The following is a 13,501-nucleotide window of genomic DNA, read 5'->3' as shown; positions in this document are numbered from 1 at the left end:
CCCGATGCCCGTGTTGGAGCTCACTCAGCTTGAGAAGGCCTACGGGGCGGTCAAGGCTCTCGATGGCTTGAGCCTGACGGTTCCTGAGGGCTGTCTTTACGGGTTGCTCGGACCCAATGGAGCCGGCAAGACCACCACCCTGCGGATCCTGGCCACTCTGCTGGCCCCCGACGCAGGCAGTGTGACCGTTGCAGGGGTTGATGCCCTTAAGGATCCCCGAGGGGTTAGGCGTTTGCTGGGTTACGTGGCCCAGGAGGTGGCGATCGACAAGATCCTCACCGGCCGTGAACTCCTTCAGCTGCAGGGCGACTTGTATCACCTGCAACGCGGTGTGCGTGATGCACGGATCGCAGAGCTCGTGCAGCGGCTGTCCATGGCGGAGTGGATTGACCGTCGTTGCGGGACCTATTCCGGTGGCATGCGTCGCCGCCTCGATCTCGCAGCGGGACTGCTCCATCAGCCTCGGGTGCTGGTTCTTGATGAGCCGACGGTCGGTCTGGATATCGAAAGCCGCGCTGCGATCTGGCAGGTGTTGCGGGAGCTACGCCAGCAAGGCACCACCGTGTTGCTGAGCAGTCACTACCTGGAGGAGGTCGAGGCCTTGGCCGATGCAATGGCCATCATTGATGCCGGCCGGGTGATTGCGGAGGGCACCCCTGAGGCGCTCAAGCAGCAGCTTGGTGGTGATCGGGTCACCCTGCGTGTCAGGGAGTTCAGTGATCAGAAGGAGGCTGATCAGCTGTGCGCGCTGCTCGAACCGGTGGAGGGGGTGCGGCAGATCGTCGTGAACCGTTCCCAGGGTTATTCGCTCAACCTTGTTGTTGAGGGTGAGTCGGTTCTGCAAGGCCTGCGGGCCAAGCTCGAGGGTGCGGGCCTGCCCGTCTTTGCTCTCGCCCAGAGCCGGCCGAGCCTGGATGACGTTTACCTGCAGGCGACCGGGAGGACTCTGATGGATGCGGAGCTTGCCGTCGCTGGTCAACGCGACCCCAAGCAGGAGCGCAAGCAGTCCATGCGTTGAGTTCATTCGTTCTTGATCTGTTCCCCGCCTGCTTCCACTGATGACCCGACCCGAACCATCCGCGCTCGCTGAACTGCTGCAGGAAACCATGGCCCTGACCCGGCGCCTATTCCTGCAGTTGCAACGCCGTCCCTCCACGCTGGTCGCTGGCGTGCTGCAGCCCTTGATCTGGCTGGTGTTATTCGGTGCACTTTTCTCAAGGGCGCCAGAGGGACTCCTCCCTGGCGGGATGAGCTATGGGCGCTTCCTTGGCGCCGGTGTGATTGTGTTCACCGCTTTCAGTGGGGCGCTCAACGCCGGTTTGCCGGTCATGTTTGACAGGGAATTCGGCTTTCTGAATCGTCTGCTGGTCGCCCCCCTGCGCAGTCGCAGCTCGATCGTGCTCGCTTCGGTTCTGTACATCACCACCTTGAGCCTTGTTCAGAGCCTGGCGATCATGGTCACTGCCTTCTTCTTGGGCTATGGCTGGCCCGGGACAGCAGGCCTGGCTCTGGTGTTACTCACTCTGTTGCTACTGGTGTTTGCTGTCACGGCCCTCAGTCTTGGGCTTGCCTTCGCGTTGCCAGGGCACATCGAGCTGATCGCCGTGATCTTTGTGGCCAATCTGCCGCTCCTGTTTGCCAGCACCGCCCTGGCCCCGCTCTCCTTCATGCCGCCCTGGATGGGCTGGCTTGCGGCGCTGAATCCACTTACCTTCGCGATTGAGCCCATTCGGGCGGCCTATGCAGGCCCCCTCGACCTCTCAGCAGTTCTGCTGGAGGCTCCTTATGGGTCGGTCAGCGGCACAACCTGCCTGCTGGTGCTCACCGCTCTGACCGCGGGTCTGTTTCTCCTGATCCGTCCCCTGTTGAATCGCAAACTTGCCTGACCCCGTGACCGATCTCTCCTTCCGTCAGCCCCATCAACGTCAGGAGTCCCTGCGTCGGCGTCTTCTTGCTGCTCGCGACCAGGGCGATCAACGCGTGATCGCTCTTCTGGAGATGCAATGGGTGCATCGCTTTGGAGTCGCCAGCCTGCAAGGGGCTGAGGCCGCTCCCGCTCCCGCTCCCGCCACCAAGCTATGGGGCCCTCAGACGGAGCAATCGTCTTCCGTGGAGCCCCCTGCACGTGAGACTCCAGGGCTGGTCAGTCCTTCGTTGGCCCTGAGCGAGGAGAACGCTCTTGAGAAGGCGCCGAACGAACAAGAATCGCTTCAGCAAGAACCGCTTCATGCTGAAGCGGTTGGTCAGATGGATCTGGAGGAGGTTCCTGACCAGGCCCCCATGGATTCAGCGCTGAATCGCTTCCGCTCGCTCCTGCGTGACGGCTTTGATTCAGTCAGCGCCACGGTCCAACCCCTTCCCCGCAACGCTGATCCCATCAGCACCACAAACGTCACGTCGAAGACGGAGATGGAGCGATCCGAATTGCCTCCTCCCCCGCCGCCGAGCCTGAAGCGCCTGCGTCGTTGGTTGCCATCCGACGGCCGCGATCTGCCCAAGGCCTCCTGAACCATGGCTTTTCCTGATCCGGCAACCCTGCGCGGCGGCCTCATCGTGTCGGTGCAAGCGCCGGAAGGTTCGCCCATGCGCCATCCGGATGTGATTGCAGCAATGGCTGAAGCGAGTCTCGATAACGGCGCTGTAGGCGTTCGCCTTGAGAGTCCGGAGCACATCGGTGCCGTCCGTCGCCGCTGCCCTGAAGCGCTGATTATTGGCCTCTGGAAACGCACCTTTGCGGGCAGCAGCGTTTACATCACCCCTCGCTGGGAGGAAATCCGTGCCGTCTGGGCGGCTGGTGCCGATGTGATTGCCCTCGACGCGACCGAGCGACAGCGACCCGATGGGGAGGAGCTGGCTGATCTCGTGCAGAGGGCCCGATCTGAGCTGGATGCCCCTCTGATGGCCGATGTCGACAGTGTGGACAACGGTTTGAGGGCTGCAGCCATGGGATTTCACTGGGTCGGAACCACGTTGTATGGCTACACGGAAGCGACCCAGAGCTGTCGACCGCCTGGATTCAATCTGCTTGCGCCCTTGCGAGAGAAGCTGCCTGAGACTGTTTCCTTGATTTGTGAAGGTGGTATCGCGTCAGCCGATGCTGCCGTGCAGGCCCTTGACGCTGGAGCCGACTTGGTGGTCGTGGGCACGGCGATCACGGGTGTTGATCTTCAGGTGCGTGGGTACTGCAACGCCCTAGGCAAGCGAAGACCGACATAAAAGCGACCTGCCCATCCTGTCGCGTGCTCAGAATGGGTCAAGACGCGTGAGATGGGCGATGGGTCATCGTTTCTTTGCGCCACTCCTGCTTGGAGGGGTGCTTTTGGGGATGCCGATTGCAGGTCTACCCATGGGAGAACTGCAAGCGCTCAATGCAGAGCTCGGAAGACTGTGCAAGCGCCCCCCTCGGGAAGCGCTCACGGTCTGCCGTTTGCATGCTCGGCTGGTGCATTACCTCTGAGATCGACTTTGGCGCCGATGGCTCAGAGGGTGCACCACCCGTCTGAATCACATCATTCCGGGCATGCCCATGCCGCCCATGCCTCCCATGCCGCCCATGCCGCCCATGGGATCGCCGCCGCCAGCCGGGGGTGCCGGAGGTTCTGGTTTGTCGGCGATCACCACCTCGGTGGTGATCAGGAGGGAGGCGATGGAGACCGCATCCTGGAGGGCGAGGCGAATGACTTTGGCCGCATCGAGAATGCCTGCCTGAAGCAGGTCTTCGAAGGCTCCAGTGATGGCGTTGAAGCCAAGGTTGTTGCGGAGCACCTCTTCAACCACCACATCACCGTTTGCGCCGGCATTGATGGCGATCTGACGCAGGGGAGCAGACAGGGCCCTCTGCACGATCTCCACGCCGGTGCGCTGATCACCCAGGAGTTGATCCGCTAGGGCATTCAGTTCCCTGGAGAGCTGGAGCAGTGTGCAACCGCCTCCAGCGACGATGCCTTCTTCCACGGCAGCCCGGGTGGCATTGAGGGCATCCTCGATCCGCAGTTTCTTGTTCTTGAGCTCCGTTTCCGTTGGGGCTCCCACCTTGATCACCGCCACGCCACCGGCCAGCTTGGCGATCCGCTCATTCAGCTTTTCGCGGTCGTACTCAGACTCTGTGTTCTCCAGTTCACGGCGGATGGATGCCACCCGTGCTGCCACGGCGTCCCGGTGGTCATCGTTGGCCACAATCGTGGTGCTCTCCTTGGTGATCGTGATCCGACGGGCTCGGCCCAAGTCTGCGATGGTCACCTTGTCGAGGGTCATGGCCCGGTCTTCACTAATGACCGTGCCGCCCGTGAGCACTGCGATATCCGCAAGGGCTGCTTTGCGGCGCTCGCCAAAGGAGGGGGCCCTGACTGCCGCAACTTGGAGCACACCGCGGTTCTTATTGACCACCAGAGTGGCGAGGGCTTCTCCATCGACTTCCTCGGCCAGGATCACCAGCGGGGAGCCGGTCTTCTGCACGGTCTCAAGCACCGGCACGAGGTCGGCGACGGCGCTCACTTTGCGGTCGGTGAGCAACAGGAGTGCATTCTCGAATTCGCACACCTGACGGTCGCCATCGGTGACGAAGTAGGGGGAGGAATAGCCGCGATCGAAGGCCATGCCTTCAGTCACTTCCAGCTCGGTGGCCAGGGACTTCGATTCTTCGACAGTGATCACACCGTCGACGCTCACTTTCTCCATGGCTTCAGCCACCATGCGGCCGACTTCCTCATCACCACCGGAACTGACGGTGGCGACCTGCTGGATGGCAGAACCGGAGACGCTCTGGCTGCGCTGCTTGAGGCCGGCCACCACCTGAGCGACGGCCTTCTCCATGCCACGACGTAGCTCGATTGGGCTGGCGCCAGCTGCCGTATTGCGCAGCCCCTCCTCGACCATGGCTTGGGCCAACACGGTCGCCGTGGTGGTTCCGTCACCGGCTTTGTCTTTGGTTTTCGCCGCCACCTGTTGGATCAGCTTGGCTCCGAGGTTCTCAAACGGATCCTCGAGGGTGATCTCTTTGGCGATCGTGTCGCCGTCGTTGACGATGTCGGGTGCGCCGAAGCTTTTCTCGAGCACCACATTGCGCCCACGCGGGCCGATCGTCACGCGCACCGCATCGGCGAGAGCATTCATGCCCCGCTCGAGGGCGGCACGGGAGTCATCCGAAAAACGTAGAAGTTTGGCCATGGTGGTCTGATACCCGCAGGTCAATGTCCCACAGGGAGGTGACCATTCGAATCCGCGGATTGGTGGGGAAAGCCGAATCGAGGCCGTTTCAATCGTGCTCGCTTGGTTGTCGCTCGTTATGGTCCGGGAATGAATGAATCAGGGACCCTCTTCTTCGTGTTGATGGCGGGTCTGGCTGGCGCCATGGCCCTCGTTTACGTGCCGCTGAGGATTTTTCTGACCGCCACTGCCCGCAGCCGCAGGTTGCGACTGCTGCAGCGGATCCGTCGCCTGCGGGATGAACTTGGCCAGCCCTTGGAGTCTTGAGCTCCCGTCACTCAGCGATCGATGCTTCAGCCCATCACCATGCCGCCATCGACCTGAAGCACCTGGCCGGTGATGTAAGAAGCGGCAGGATCGGCCGCTAGGAAACGCACGGCACCGGCCACCTGCTCAGGGGTACCGAACTGGCCGAGGGGAATTGCGGCAAGGATGCCCTCGGCATTCAGATCCTTCGTCATGTCGGTGGCGATGAAACCGGGGGCCACGGCATTCACGGTGATTCCCCGGCTGGCCATCTCTTTGGCGGCACTGCGGGTCAGTCCGACCACACCAGCCTTCGCAGCGGCGTAGTTGGCCTGGCCGGCATTCCCCATCAGCCCAACAACGGAGGTGATGTTGATGATCCGGCCGCTCTTCTGTTTCAGCATTGGTCGGGTGACGGCGCGGGTGCAAAGGAAGACGCCGGTGAGGTTGAGATTGATCACGGCCTGCCAGTCCTCTGTCTTCATGCGCATCAGCAGTCCATCGCGGGTGATGCCCGCGTTGTTCACCAGCACATCAATACGGCCGCTGCGTTCCAGCACGGTTTTGATCAGCCCCTCAACAGCCTCCTCGTCCGCCACGTTGGCCTGCAGTGCATAGGCCTTGCCTCCTGCCGCAGTGATCTCAGCCACCACAGCCTCTGCGGCATCAGGAGAGCTGGCGTAATTCACCACCACTTCCGCTCCGGCTTCAGCGAGAGTCAGGGCCACAGCCCGGCCAATGCCACGGCTGGCACCGGTCACGATCGCTGTCTGGCCGGTCATGGGAGCGGGCGAACTCATGGGCGAGGCCTCGATGGAGGGAAGAACCGGGGCTGATCGTAGGCAGCACCCGGATCCAGCCCCCTGAGCTGCGGTGTCTAACGCCCCATCGTCTCGACCATGTCCACGGCTTCGCCCAGGAGGTCACGCAATTCGCAGAGCTGCTGTTTGCTGCCGAGCACCACCAGAAGTTGGCCAGGTTGAAGCGTCACATCACCGCCCGGATTGGCGATCAGTCGTCCACCATCACGGATTGCAATCACCATCGCGCCGGTGCGCCGTCCGAGTTCCAGTTCTGCCAGGCTCCTCCCTGGCAGGTTGTGAAGCAGAAGTGGATCACGGCTGAGTCGAAATTCCTCGATCTCGCAATCGGATCCGGCCAGCAGCTCCATGAAATCCACCGCCAGTGGCCGCAGGGCTGTGGCCGCCATCATCCGGCCGCCAGCGACGTAAGGACTGACCACAACGCTGGCGCCCGCAAGCCGGAGTTTGGCGGCCGATTCCTCGCTGTCGGCCCTTGCAATCAGGCGGCAATTGGGCTCCAGTCCGCGGGCACTGAGCACCACATAGAGATTCGCGGCATTGCTGGGCAGGGCCGCGACCAGGCTGCGGCAGCGTTCCAGGCCTGCTTCCAGGAGGGTCTCATCGAGGGTGGCATCCGCCTGAAGCACCCGAAGGCCACTGTCCTCAGCGGCTTGCCGGCGTTCCGGATCCATTTCCACCACCAGCACCGGAACATTCTCGAGCTGGAGCTGCGCTCCGATCTCCCGGCCGATGCGGCCGTAGCCGCAGAGGATCACGTGATCATGCATGCGACGCAGAACCCGGCGGAAACGAAGTTCGCGAACCTGTCGGAAGTAGCCCGATTCTGTCAGTCCGAGCACCCGTTGGATCGAGAGCTGCACGACCACCACACCGCCGGCGATGATCAGCACCGTCACCAGCCGCCCAGCCTGCGAGAGGGGTTCAACCTCCCCATAACCGATGGTGCTGATCGTGATCAGCACCATCCAGAGGCAGTCACCCCAGTCCCAGCCCTCGGTGATGCGATAACCAACGGCACCCGCCAAGATCACCGCCGAAAGCGCCAGCACCGGCAGGCGCCAAGGTCGGGCCAGCATCCGCAGCCTCGGTTGGAGCGGGCTCCGATGCCGTCGCGATGGATGACCTGGTCCGCGGCGTTGGCTGGGCATCAGAAGCCCAGGGCGTTCAGCACATCCTGCGGGGTGAGGTTGCTCAGCCCTCCAGCTGGGGCTTGAACCACCCGCAGACCTTCTCGGCTGGGCAGTTGGTCTGCGTCCGCTCCCAGGGCGACGAGCGGCACTCCGCTGTAGACGGCAAGGAGTTGGGTGATCGGGCAGCTGCTGAGCACGACATCGGCGCTGGCAACCTGAGCGGCCCTCGACGTCACGGATCCACCAGGTGGAAGCACGACGGTGCGCAGACTGGCCAGTTTTGAGCGGATCGTTTCCGGCAGCTGCTGCCATTGCTCGGGGGGCCAGTCACTGCTGATTCCGCTTGCCGCCAACAGCAGCAGCGGACCATCTCCGGCTGGCTGGCGGCTGCGCGCTTCCTCAAGGGCTTTGGCTGGCAGTGACAGGCGGAAGCGTTCTGCATTGAGGCTCAGGCCGATGGCCTGAAGGAAGCCCTCCTGACGCTGGGCCAGCCAGCCTTCGCCAGGTCGAGCGGTGGTCGTAGCGGAGAAGCCGCTCGTGGCCACCCGCGTGGGGATGTGGCTCATGGAGAGCATCAGGTTCACCTGACGGCCTTCGGCGAAGTTGAGGCTGAGTTGGAAATCCGGTTCGCGCACGGATCCGAGAAGGTTGGCCCAGTCGGCCAGGGTCGAGCCCGCCTCAAATTCGAAGGGGATCACCTTGTCCACCGCCGGCAGCAGGCTCCAGACCTGGCGGGACCTGGCAGGGCAGGCCACCTGAAGCGTCGCATCGAGTTGCTCGGCAAGGCTCGCCAAGGCCGGCAGCCGTTCGAGTTGCTGCTGAACGGTCCCTGGACTGAGGGCGAGAACGCGCATGAACCAGCGTCACAGGTCGTTGCGTGCTGATTGTATGGAGGACGTTTCACCCTGCCTGTTGCAGGAGTCGCTTGTGCATCTGTTGATCGCCGCCGCCGGGAGTGGTCGTCGCATGGGCGCAGACCGCAACAAATTGCTCCTGCCCCTTGCCGGTCGACCGGTGCTTGCTTGGACCTTGGAGGCTGCATTGGCAGCCAAGGCGATTGCCTGGATCGGTCTTGTCGGTCAGCCGGTGGATCGTGCTGAGATCGCCCCTTTGATGGCAGGTGTCGCTAAGCCGGTGGTCTGGATCGAGGGGGGCAGCACCCGACAGGAGTCGGTTCAGCGAGGGTTGGCGGCCCTGCCGGCAGCAGCCACCCATGTCTTGATTCACGACGGAGCTCGCTGTCTTGCGGAGCCCTCTTTGTTCGATCGCTGTGCGGCTGCAGTGGAGTCGGGTGATGCGGTGATTGCGGCCACCCCCGTGACCGACACGATCAAACGGGTCAACACAGAAGGCTTGATCCTTGACACACCTGATCGCGCGGAGCTCTGGGCCGCCCAGACCCCCCAAGGGTTTGCGGTTGAGCAGCTCCGGGAGGGACACCGCCAGGCCCTGGCGAGGGGATGGAGCGTGACGGATGACGCGTCCCTCTTTGAGCGCTTGGGATGGCACGTGCAAGTGCTTGATGCTGGACCCGCCAACATCAAAGTCACCACTCCCTTCGATCTCACCGTCGCGGAGGCGGTTCTGGCTCTTAGAGCAGTCTGAGACAGCCCTGGGCGGGATCGAGTTCAGCGAGCCGCCCCATCGGCAAGGCCGCATTCCCCCCTGGGCCATGTCCGACGGGCAGTCCGCTGAGCACAGGAATGCCTAAGTCGCTGCAGCGCTCCCGCAGGACCTGCTCGAGGCTGAAGCCGCCGCGCTCGGGATCTTGGTCGTTGCAATCGCTAAAGCGGCCAAAGCAAAGACCGCCGAGCTTCTGCAGCAACCCCAGCAAGCGCCATTGGGTGAGCATGCGATCGAGGCGGTAGGGGGCCTCGGCCACATCTTCCAGCACGAGGATCGCCCCCTGCAGGGCAGGAACGTGTGGGCTGCCAAGCAGGTGAGTGGCCACGGTCAAATTGGCCGCCACGAGCGGTCCTCGGACTGCACCCGTGCCCACAGATGCTGCGCTCCAGGTTTCCCCCCGGAGATCGGGCAGCGCACGCCCGAACAGAAGATCCTGTAGACGTTGCTGACTCCAGAGAGGTTCTCCCGCGAGGGTGGTGAGCAATGGGCCATGGATTCCTCCATCGATGCCTGCTGCCAAGCGCGCCCAAAGCAGGGCTGTCACGTCGGAGAACCCAAGCAGCCAGCCCGGTTGCCATCGGATGGGCTCTTCCAGCAACCTGGCAGCGCCCCAGCCGCCGCGGGCGCAGGCCAGCAGTGGGGCTGTCGGGCTGGGGTTCAGATCCGTCCGGCGCTGATCATCCGTGCCGGCCAGGTAGCCCCAGCGTCGCTTGCTGGCATCCCAAGGCAAAGGCTGAAGGCCCCAGGAGCTGAGGAGCTCCAGCCCCTCCTGCAGTCGGCTCGCATCGTCGATGGCTGAGCTGGCCGCCACCACAGCCACAGCATCACCGGCTTGAAGGGGTGGGGTGAGCTGACTGGATCCGCGAGTCGGCACCAGGGATCTCCGCAACGCTCAACCGATCCTGCCGAGGATCACCCCCAGCAGCAGCAAGGAGCCGAGCCACACCTGATGGCGGAAGTGGGTGCCGTAGATGGCCATTGGCTGGGGTTGGGTGCTGCGCAGGCCTTTGGTGGATCGTTCCATGCCAATGGCTGCCACAAACCAGCAGAGCCAGAAACCAGCAGCGAGTCCAGCGCCCCAGGCCGCGAAGGCCAGACTGAGTGCCGCCAGGGCGTAGCAGCAGCGCACTGCGACGACACAGTGCGGCCCAAGACTGAGAGCACTGCTGCGCAGGCCGAGCCGGGCGTCATCCGTCCGATCCGCCATGGCGTACACCGTGTCGAAGCCAAAGGTCCAGAGCAGCGTGGCCAGCCAGCAGCCCACGAGGGTGATCGATCCGACAAGCGGAGCGCCGGTGGCTGCCCAGGGAATCAGCACTGCAAAGCCCCAACAAAGGGCCAGCACCATCTGGGGATAGGCGAACCAGCGTTTGGCTGAGGGGTACAGAAGAATGGGCGGCAGGGCCAACAGCGCCAGCCCCAGGCAGGTGAGGCGATGCCGGTCAGGGAGAGCCAGCACCACCAGCAGGCTCAGAAGCAGCAGCAGCACGAGGGCGACGAAGGCGGCTTGCAGCGGGATCATTCCCTGGGCCAGGGGGCGTTCTCGGGTCCGGGCTACCTCCCTGTCGAAGCGTCGATCCCAGAGGTCATTGGCGATGCAGCCTGCAGCGCTCACGCTCAGACCTCCCAGCAGGATCAACAGCACAAGCGATGCAGGAGGTGGTCCCGCAGGAGACAACCAAAGGCTCCAGCCCGCTGGGATCAGCAGAATCAGCCTTCCGCTCGGTTTGTTCCAGCGAAGCAGTTGAACCCAGGGGGTGAGAGCCGGGCGTGAGGTCGAGCCGGTCACAGCGCTGAGCAGCTGCAAAACCTTAGGCGGTGGCAAAGTGGTGCGGTTTGCTCTCCCGGTGCTTCATGGCGGCTGCCGAGCCCACCGCGCTGCACGAGTTGGAGCCCCCAGGAGTGGAGATGACGGAAAGCGCTCAGGGGCTGCAGGGTCATGGCCGTCGGATTCGCCGGGTGGCGGCTATCGACATCGGGACCAACTCCACCCACTTGCTAGTGGCGGCGGTGGATCCGAGCCTGCGCACGTTCAGCGTTGAGCTTGCGGAGAAATCAACGACCCGTCTCGGTGAGCGGGACCCTGACAGCGGTCACCTCACTGATGGGGCCATGACCCGCGCCCTCGAGACCCTCCGACGCTTCCGGGAGTTGGCTTCCAGCCATCAAGTGGAGCAGATCGTTACAGCGGCCACCAGTGCCGTTCGCGAGGCGCCTAACGGGCGGGACTTTCTTCAGCAAATTAAGGATGAGCTGGACCTGGATGTGGATCTGGTCAGCGGGCCGGAGGAGGCTCGACTGATTTATTTGGGGGTGCTCTCCGGCATGCCCTTCGGCGATCGCCCCCACTTACTTCTTGATATCGGGGGGGGGTCTACCGAGCTGATCTTGGCGGATGGGCGTGATGCCCGGGCCCTCACCAGTACCCGCGTCGGTGCAGTTCGCCTGCAGCGCGATTTCGTCAAGGATGATCCGATCCCGGCCCAGCGCCGGGCCTTTCTGCAGGCCTTCATTCAGGGCTCCCTTGAGCCTGCAGTCGACAAGGTGAGGCGGCGGATTAAGCCAGGGGAGACCCCCGTGATGGTGGCCACCAGCGGCACGGCGATGGCGATCGGTGCCTTGGCGGCCAATGAAGAGGAGCGTCCTCCCCTCAAGCTGCATGGCTACCGGATTTCACGCCAGCGGCTGGACCGGGTTGTGGAAAAGCTGGTCTCGATGACTCCGGAACAGCGTCGCGCTTTGGCCCCGATCAATGACCGTCGCGCGGAAATCATTGTTCCCGGGGCCTTGATTCTCCAGACCACCATGCAGATGCTGGCCGTTGACGAGATGGTGCTCAGTGAGCGGGCCCTGCGCGAGGGTCTGATTGTGGATTGGATGCTCAGGCATGGATTGCTTGAGGACCGGTTCAGCTTCCAGAGCAGCATCCGTCAGCGCACTGTGATCCATCAGGTGCAGCGTTTTGCTGTCAATCAGCTGCGGGCGGAGCGGGTGGCTTCCCATGCTCTGAGCCTCTATGACTCGACGGGCGGTCAGCTGCATCAAGACGGTGGTGCTGGGCGCGACCTTCTCTGGGCTGCGGCGATGCTGCACACCTGCGGCCAACACATCAACCTGAGTGCTTATCACAAGCACTCTTGGTATCTGATTCGCCATGGGGAGCTGCTCGGGTACTCAGAAGCCGAGCATCTGATGGTGGCTGCGATCGCTCGTTACCACCGCCGCAGCTTGCCGAAGAAACGCCACGAGGCTTGGCAAGCTCTGCAGTCGAGGGCCAATCGAACCACCGTGTCGGAGATGGCACTGCTGCTGCGTCTTGCGGCTGCCCTTGATCGTCGTCCTGAACCGGTGGTGGCTTCAATTCGGGCGGACGTGTCCGGGCGTGTTTTGAGCCTGGAGCTGGTCCCGGAGCGGCTGAATCAAAACATCAGCCTGGAGCAATGGAGCCTGGAAAGCTGTGAGCCAGTGCTCCGTGAGGTCACAGGGCTTACTCTGAACGTGATGGTGCGGCAGTAACCCGGTACCAACGGACTTGATCAATGGTCCCGAGCGGCGTTCCGGACTGGCTGACGCCCTCCTGGCTTGTTGATACAAGATCAGGCCGGCCTGCGTAGATCTCAAGCCCCTGCTCCCCATTGAAGGTTTTGCTGGTGTTCAGGGTCCCCTCGAACAGGACAGCACCTTCACCATCACGGATCATCACCCAACTGGGCTCCTGTGAGCGCACAACGATGGATTGGCTTGCTGTCGAGGTTGGGGATGATGGCTCAGCGGCGACTTCCTCCATTCCGGAGATGGTCTGCGGTTGCGCTTTGGGTTCCGGGGCGCTGGGCATCGCGGCGAACTTTCTGGTGATCGGCCCCAGCTGATCAAGATGAAAGGCGGCCAGCAGGCCAGCCGCCAGCGCTGCCAGCCCAGAGAGGGGCAGCAGCAGATTCGGGCTGGCTGTTGCTTCTTTGGTTTCCTGGGTGTCCCAACGGTTTGCTGAGCAGGTTTGCAGCCTCGGGCTGCCATTGAGTCCCTGTACCAAGGGGTTCGGGTCGACCCCCAGCTTGCTAGCCACCCGACGCACCATCGCCTTGATGAAGACCGGCTCGGGCAGATTGTCCAGCTGAGCTGCCTCTAAGGCTTCGAGTTGCTCGTCTCCCATATGGAGAGAGGCGGCAAGCTGATGGATGGTCAGCCCTTTGGCTTCACGTGCACGCCGCAGGACTTGTCCTGCTAGCTCCAAAGGAGAGATCGATTGCTCGGAGCCGTGGCTCGGCTTCAGAGAGATTGGCTCACTCTGCTCCGGTCCCATCTGGGTGAAACAATCATTGGATTGGACATTAGTCCGAATGCCAGCACTTGTCAGTCCATTAAGACAAGCCTTCAGATGGGCGATACTGGATTCGAACCAGTGACCCCTTCCGTGTGAAGGAAGTGCGCTACCACTGTGCTAATCGCCCGCACAAAGGAATCTTAAACCAC

At 62.9% G+C, this 13,501-nt stretch carries 15 protein-coding genes and 1 tRNA gene; 8 read left to right on the top strand and 8 right to left on the bottom strand.

What is annotated here, in order from left to right:
* The first annotated feature begins 4 nt into the window (after nucleotides 1-4).
* From CWE17_RS01715 to CWE17_RS01695, 5 genes are read left to right on the top strand one after another with little or no spacing between them, the layout of a single operon-like run.
* Nucleotides 5-1,018, top strand: coding sequence for an ATP-binding cassette domain-containing protein (locus CWE17_RS01715; RefSeq protein ID WP_131454614.1), 1,014 nt, complete (start codon nucleotides 5-7; stop codon nucleotides 1,016-1,018).
* Between the two features lie 40 nt (nucleotides 1,019-1,058).
* Nucleotides 1,059-1,886, top strand: coding sequence for an ABC transporter permease (locus CWE17_RS01710; protein ID WP_131454613.1), 828 nt, complete (start codon nucleotides 1,059-1,061; stop codon nucleotides 1,884-1,886).
* Nucleotides 1,879-2,508: a hypothetical protein gene (locus CWE17_RS01705; RefSeq protein ID WP_206338340.1), complete on the top strand. Its 630-nt coding sequence runs from the start codon at nucleotides 1,879-1,881 to the stop codon at nucleotides 2,506-2,508. The genes CWE17_RS01710 and CWE17_RS01705 overlap by 8 nt, the downstream gene beginning before the upstream one ends.
* A gap of 3 nt (nucleotides 2,509-2,511) precedes the next feature.
* Nucleotides 2,512-3,216 (top strand): N-acetylmannosamine-6-phosphate 2-epimerase, encoded by a 705-nt coding sequence (locus CWE17_RS01700; RefSeq protein ID WP_131454611.1) that lies wholly within the window; start codon nucleotides 2,512-2,514, stop codon nucleotides 3,214-3,216.
* 58 nt (nucleotides 3,217-3,274) lie between these two features.
* Nucleotides 3,275-3,457, top strand: coding sequence for a hypothetical protein (locus CWE17_RS01695; protein WP_131454610.1), 183 nt, complete (start codon nucleotides 3,275-3,277; stop codon nucleotides 3,455-3,457).
* 47 nt (nucleotides 3,458-3,504) lie between these two features.
* On the opposite strand, the gene groL is transcribed toward CWE17_RS01695, so the two are convergent.
* A complete protein-coding gene (groL, locus tag CWE17_RS01690) occupies nucleotides 3,505-5,166 on the bottom strand; it encodes a chaperonin GroEL (RefSeq protein ID WP_131454609.1) in 1,662 nt (553 codons plus the stop codon).
* 129 nt (nucleotides 5,167-5,295) lie between these two features.
* Here groL and CWE17_RS12185 point away from each other — a divergent pair, with 129 nt between their 5' ends.
* Complete coding sequence (locus CWE17_RS12185) at nucleotides 5,296-5,472, top strand: hypothetical protein (protein WP_131454608.1); 177 nt, start codon at nucleotides 5,296-5,298, stop codon at nucleotides 5,470-5,472.
* A 26-nt stretch (nucleotides 5,473-5,498) separates the two neighbouring features.
* Here the strand turns inward: CWE17_RS12185 and fabG are convergent, their stop codons facing one another.
* From fabG to CWE17_RS01670, 3 genes are all read right to left on the bottom strand, one after another.
* Nucleotides 5,499-6,251, bottom strand: a complete 753-nt coding sequence (gene fabG / locus CWE17_RS01680; RefSeq protein ID WP_131454607.1) for a 3-oxoacyl-[acyl-carrier-protein] reductase — start codon at nucleotides 6,249-6,251, stop codon at nucleotides 5,499-5,501.
* Nucleotides 6,252-6,328: 77 nt separating this feature from the next.
* Nucleotides 6,329-7,351, bottom strand: coding sequence for a TrkA family potassium uptake protein (locus CWE17_RS01675; protein ID WP_240789216.1), 1,023 nt, complete (start codon nucleotides 7,349-7,351; stop codon nucleotides 6,329-6,331).
* A 71-nt stretch (nucleotides 7,352-7,422) separates the two neighbouring features.
* Nucleotides 7,423-8,259 carry a glycosyltransferase family 9 protein gene (locus tag CWE17_RS01670; protein WP_131454605.1) on the bottom strand — a complete coding sequence of 279 codons (837 nt, stop codon included), beginning with the start codon at nucleotides 8,257-8,259 and terminating at the stop codon, nucleotides 7,423-7,425.
* 73 nt (nucleotides 8,260-8,332) lie between these two features.
* Here CWE17_RS01670 and ispD point away from each other — a divergent pair, with 73 nt between their 5' ends.
* Nucleotides 8,333-9,010, top strand: a complete 678-nt coding sequence (ispD, locus tag CWE17_RS01665) for a 2-C-methyl-D-erythritol 4-phosphate cytidylyltransferase (RefSeq protein ID WP_131454820.1) — start codon at nucleotides 8,333-8,335, stop codon at nucleotides 9,008-9,010.
* On the opposite strand, the gene CWE17_RS01660 is transcribed toward ispD, so the two are convergent.
* Nucleotides 8,997-9,908, bottom strand: a complete 912-nt coding sequence (locus CWE17_RS01660) for an LD-carboxypeptidase (RefSeq protein ID WP_131454821.1) — start codon at nucleotides 9,906-9,908, stop codon at nucleotides 8,997-8,999. The two genes, ispD and CWE17_RS01660, sit on opposite strands and share 14 nt — an antisense overlap.
* 15 nt (nucleotides 9,909-9,923) lie before the next feature.
* Nucleotides 9,924-10,820: a 4-hydroxybenzoate polyprenyltransferase gene (locus CWE17_RS01655; protein WP_131454604.1), complete on the bottom strand. Its 897-nt coding sequence runs from the start codon at nucleotides 10,818-10,820 to the stop codon at nucleotides 9,924-9,926.
* A 119-nt stretch (nucleotides 10,821-10,939) separates the two neighbouring features.
* Between CWE17_RS01655 and CWE17_RS01650 the strand changes: the two genes are divergently transcribed.
* A complete protein-coding gene (locus CWE17_RS01650; RefSeq protein WP_240789215.1) occupies nucleotides 10,940-12,547 on the top strand; it encodes a Ppx/GppA family phosphatase in 1,608 nt (535 codons plus the stop codon).
* On the opposite strand, the gene CWE17_RS01645 is transcribed toward CWE17_RS01650, so the two are convergent.
* On the bottom strand, nucleotides 12,519-13,331 hold the full coding sequence (locus CWE17_RS01645; RefSeq protein ID WP_131454602.1) for a helix-turn-helix domain-containing protein: 813 nt from the start codon (nucleotides 13,329-13,331) through the stop codon (nucleotides 12,519-12,521). The two genes, CWE17_RS01650 and CWE17_RS01645, sit on opposite strands and share 29 nt — an antisense overlap.
* A gap of 76 nt (nucleotides 13,332-13,407) precedes the next feature.
* Nucleotides 13,408-13,479: transfer RNA gene (locus CWE17_RS01640), tRNA-Val, on the bottom strand.
* Nucleotides 13,480-13,501: the final 22 nt, after the last annotated feature.

This window comes from Synechococcus sp. BS56D, assembly GCF_004332405.1.
Classification (GTDB): Bacteria; Cyanobacteriota; Cyanobacteriia; order PCC-6307; family Cyanobiaceae; genus Synechococcus_C.
Note: the sequence above shows the minus strand (reverse complement) of the source record. Positions and strands in the feature narration are given on the sequence as shown.

Excerpts from the sequence above, each read along its gene's own strand:
- CWE17_RS01715 (WP_131454614.1), top strand. The coding sequence starts at position 5 with ATGCCCGTGTTGGAGCTCACTCAGCTTGAGAAGGCCTACGGGGCGGTC.
- CWE17_RS01710 (WP_131454613.1), top strand. The coding sequence starts at position 1,059 with ATGACCCGACCCGAACCATCCGCGCTCGCTGAACTGCTGCAGGAAACC.
- CWE17_RS01700 (WP_131454611.1), top strand. The coding sequence starts at position 2,512 with ATGGCTTTTCCTGATCCGGCAACCCTGCGCGGCGGCCTCATCGTGTCG.
- CWE17_RS01695 (WP_131454610.1), top strand. The coding sequence starts at position 3,275 with ATGGGTCATCGTTTCTTTGCGCCACTCCTGCTTGGAGGGGTGCTTTTG.
- groL (WP_131454609.1), bottom strand. The coding sequence starts at position 5,166 with ATGGCCAAACTTCTACGTTTTTCGGATGACTCCCGTGCCGCCCTCGAG.
- CWE17_RS12185 (WP_131454608.1), top strand. The coding sequence starts at position 5,296 with ATGAATGAATCAGGGACCCTCTTCTTCGTGTTGATGGCGGGTCTGGCT.
- fabG (WP_131454607.1), bottom strand. The coding sequence starts at position 6,251 with ATGAGTTCGCCCGCTCCCATGACCGGCCAGACAGCGATCGTGACCGGT.
- CWE17_RS01675 (WP_240789216.1), bottom strand. The coding sequence starts at position 7,351 with ATGCTGGCCCGACCTTGGCGCCTGCCGGTGCTGGCGCTTTCGGCGGTG.
- CWE17_RS01670 (WP_131454605.1), bottom strand. The coding sequence starts at position 8,259 with ATGCGCGTTCTCGCCCTCAGTCCAGGGACCGTTCAGCAGCAACTCGAA.
- CWE17_RS01650 (WP_240789215.1), top strand. The coding sequence starts at position 10,940 with ATGACGGAAAGCGCTCAGGGGCTGCAGGGTCATGGCCGTCGGATTCGC.
- CWE17_RS01645 (WP_131454602.1), bottom strand. The coding sequence starts at position 13,331 with ATGGGACCGGAGCAGAGTGAGCCAATCTCTCTGAAGCCGAGCCACGGC.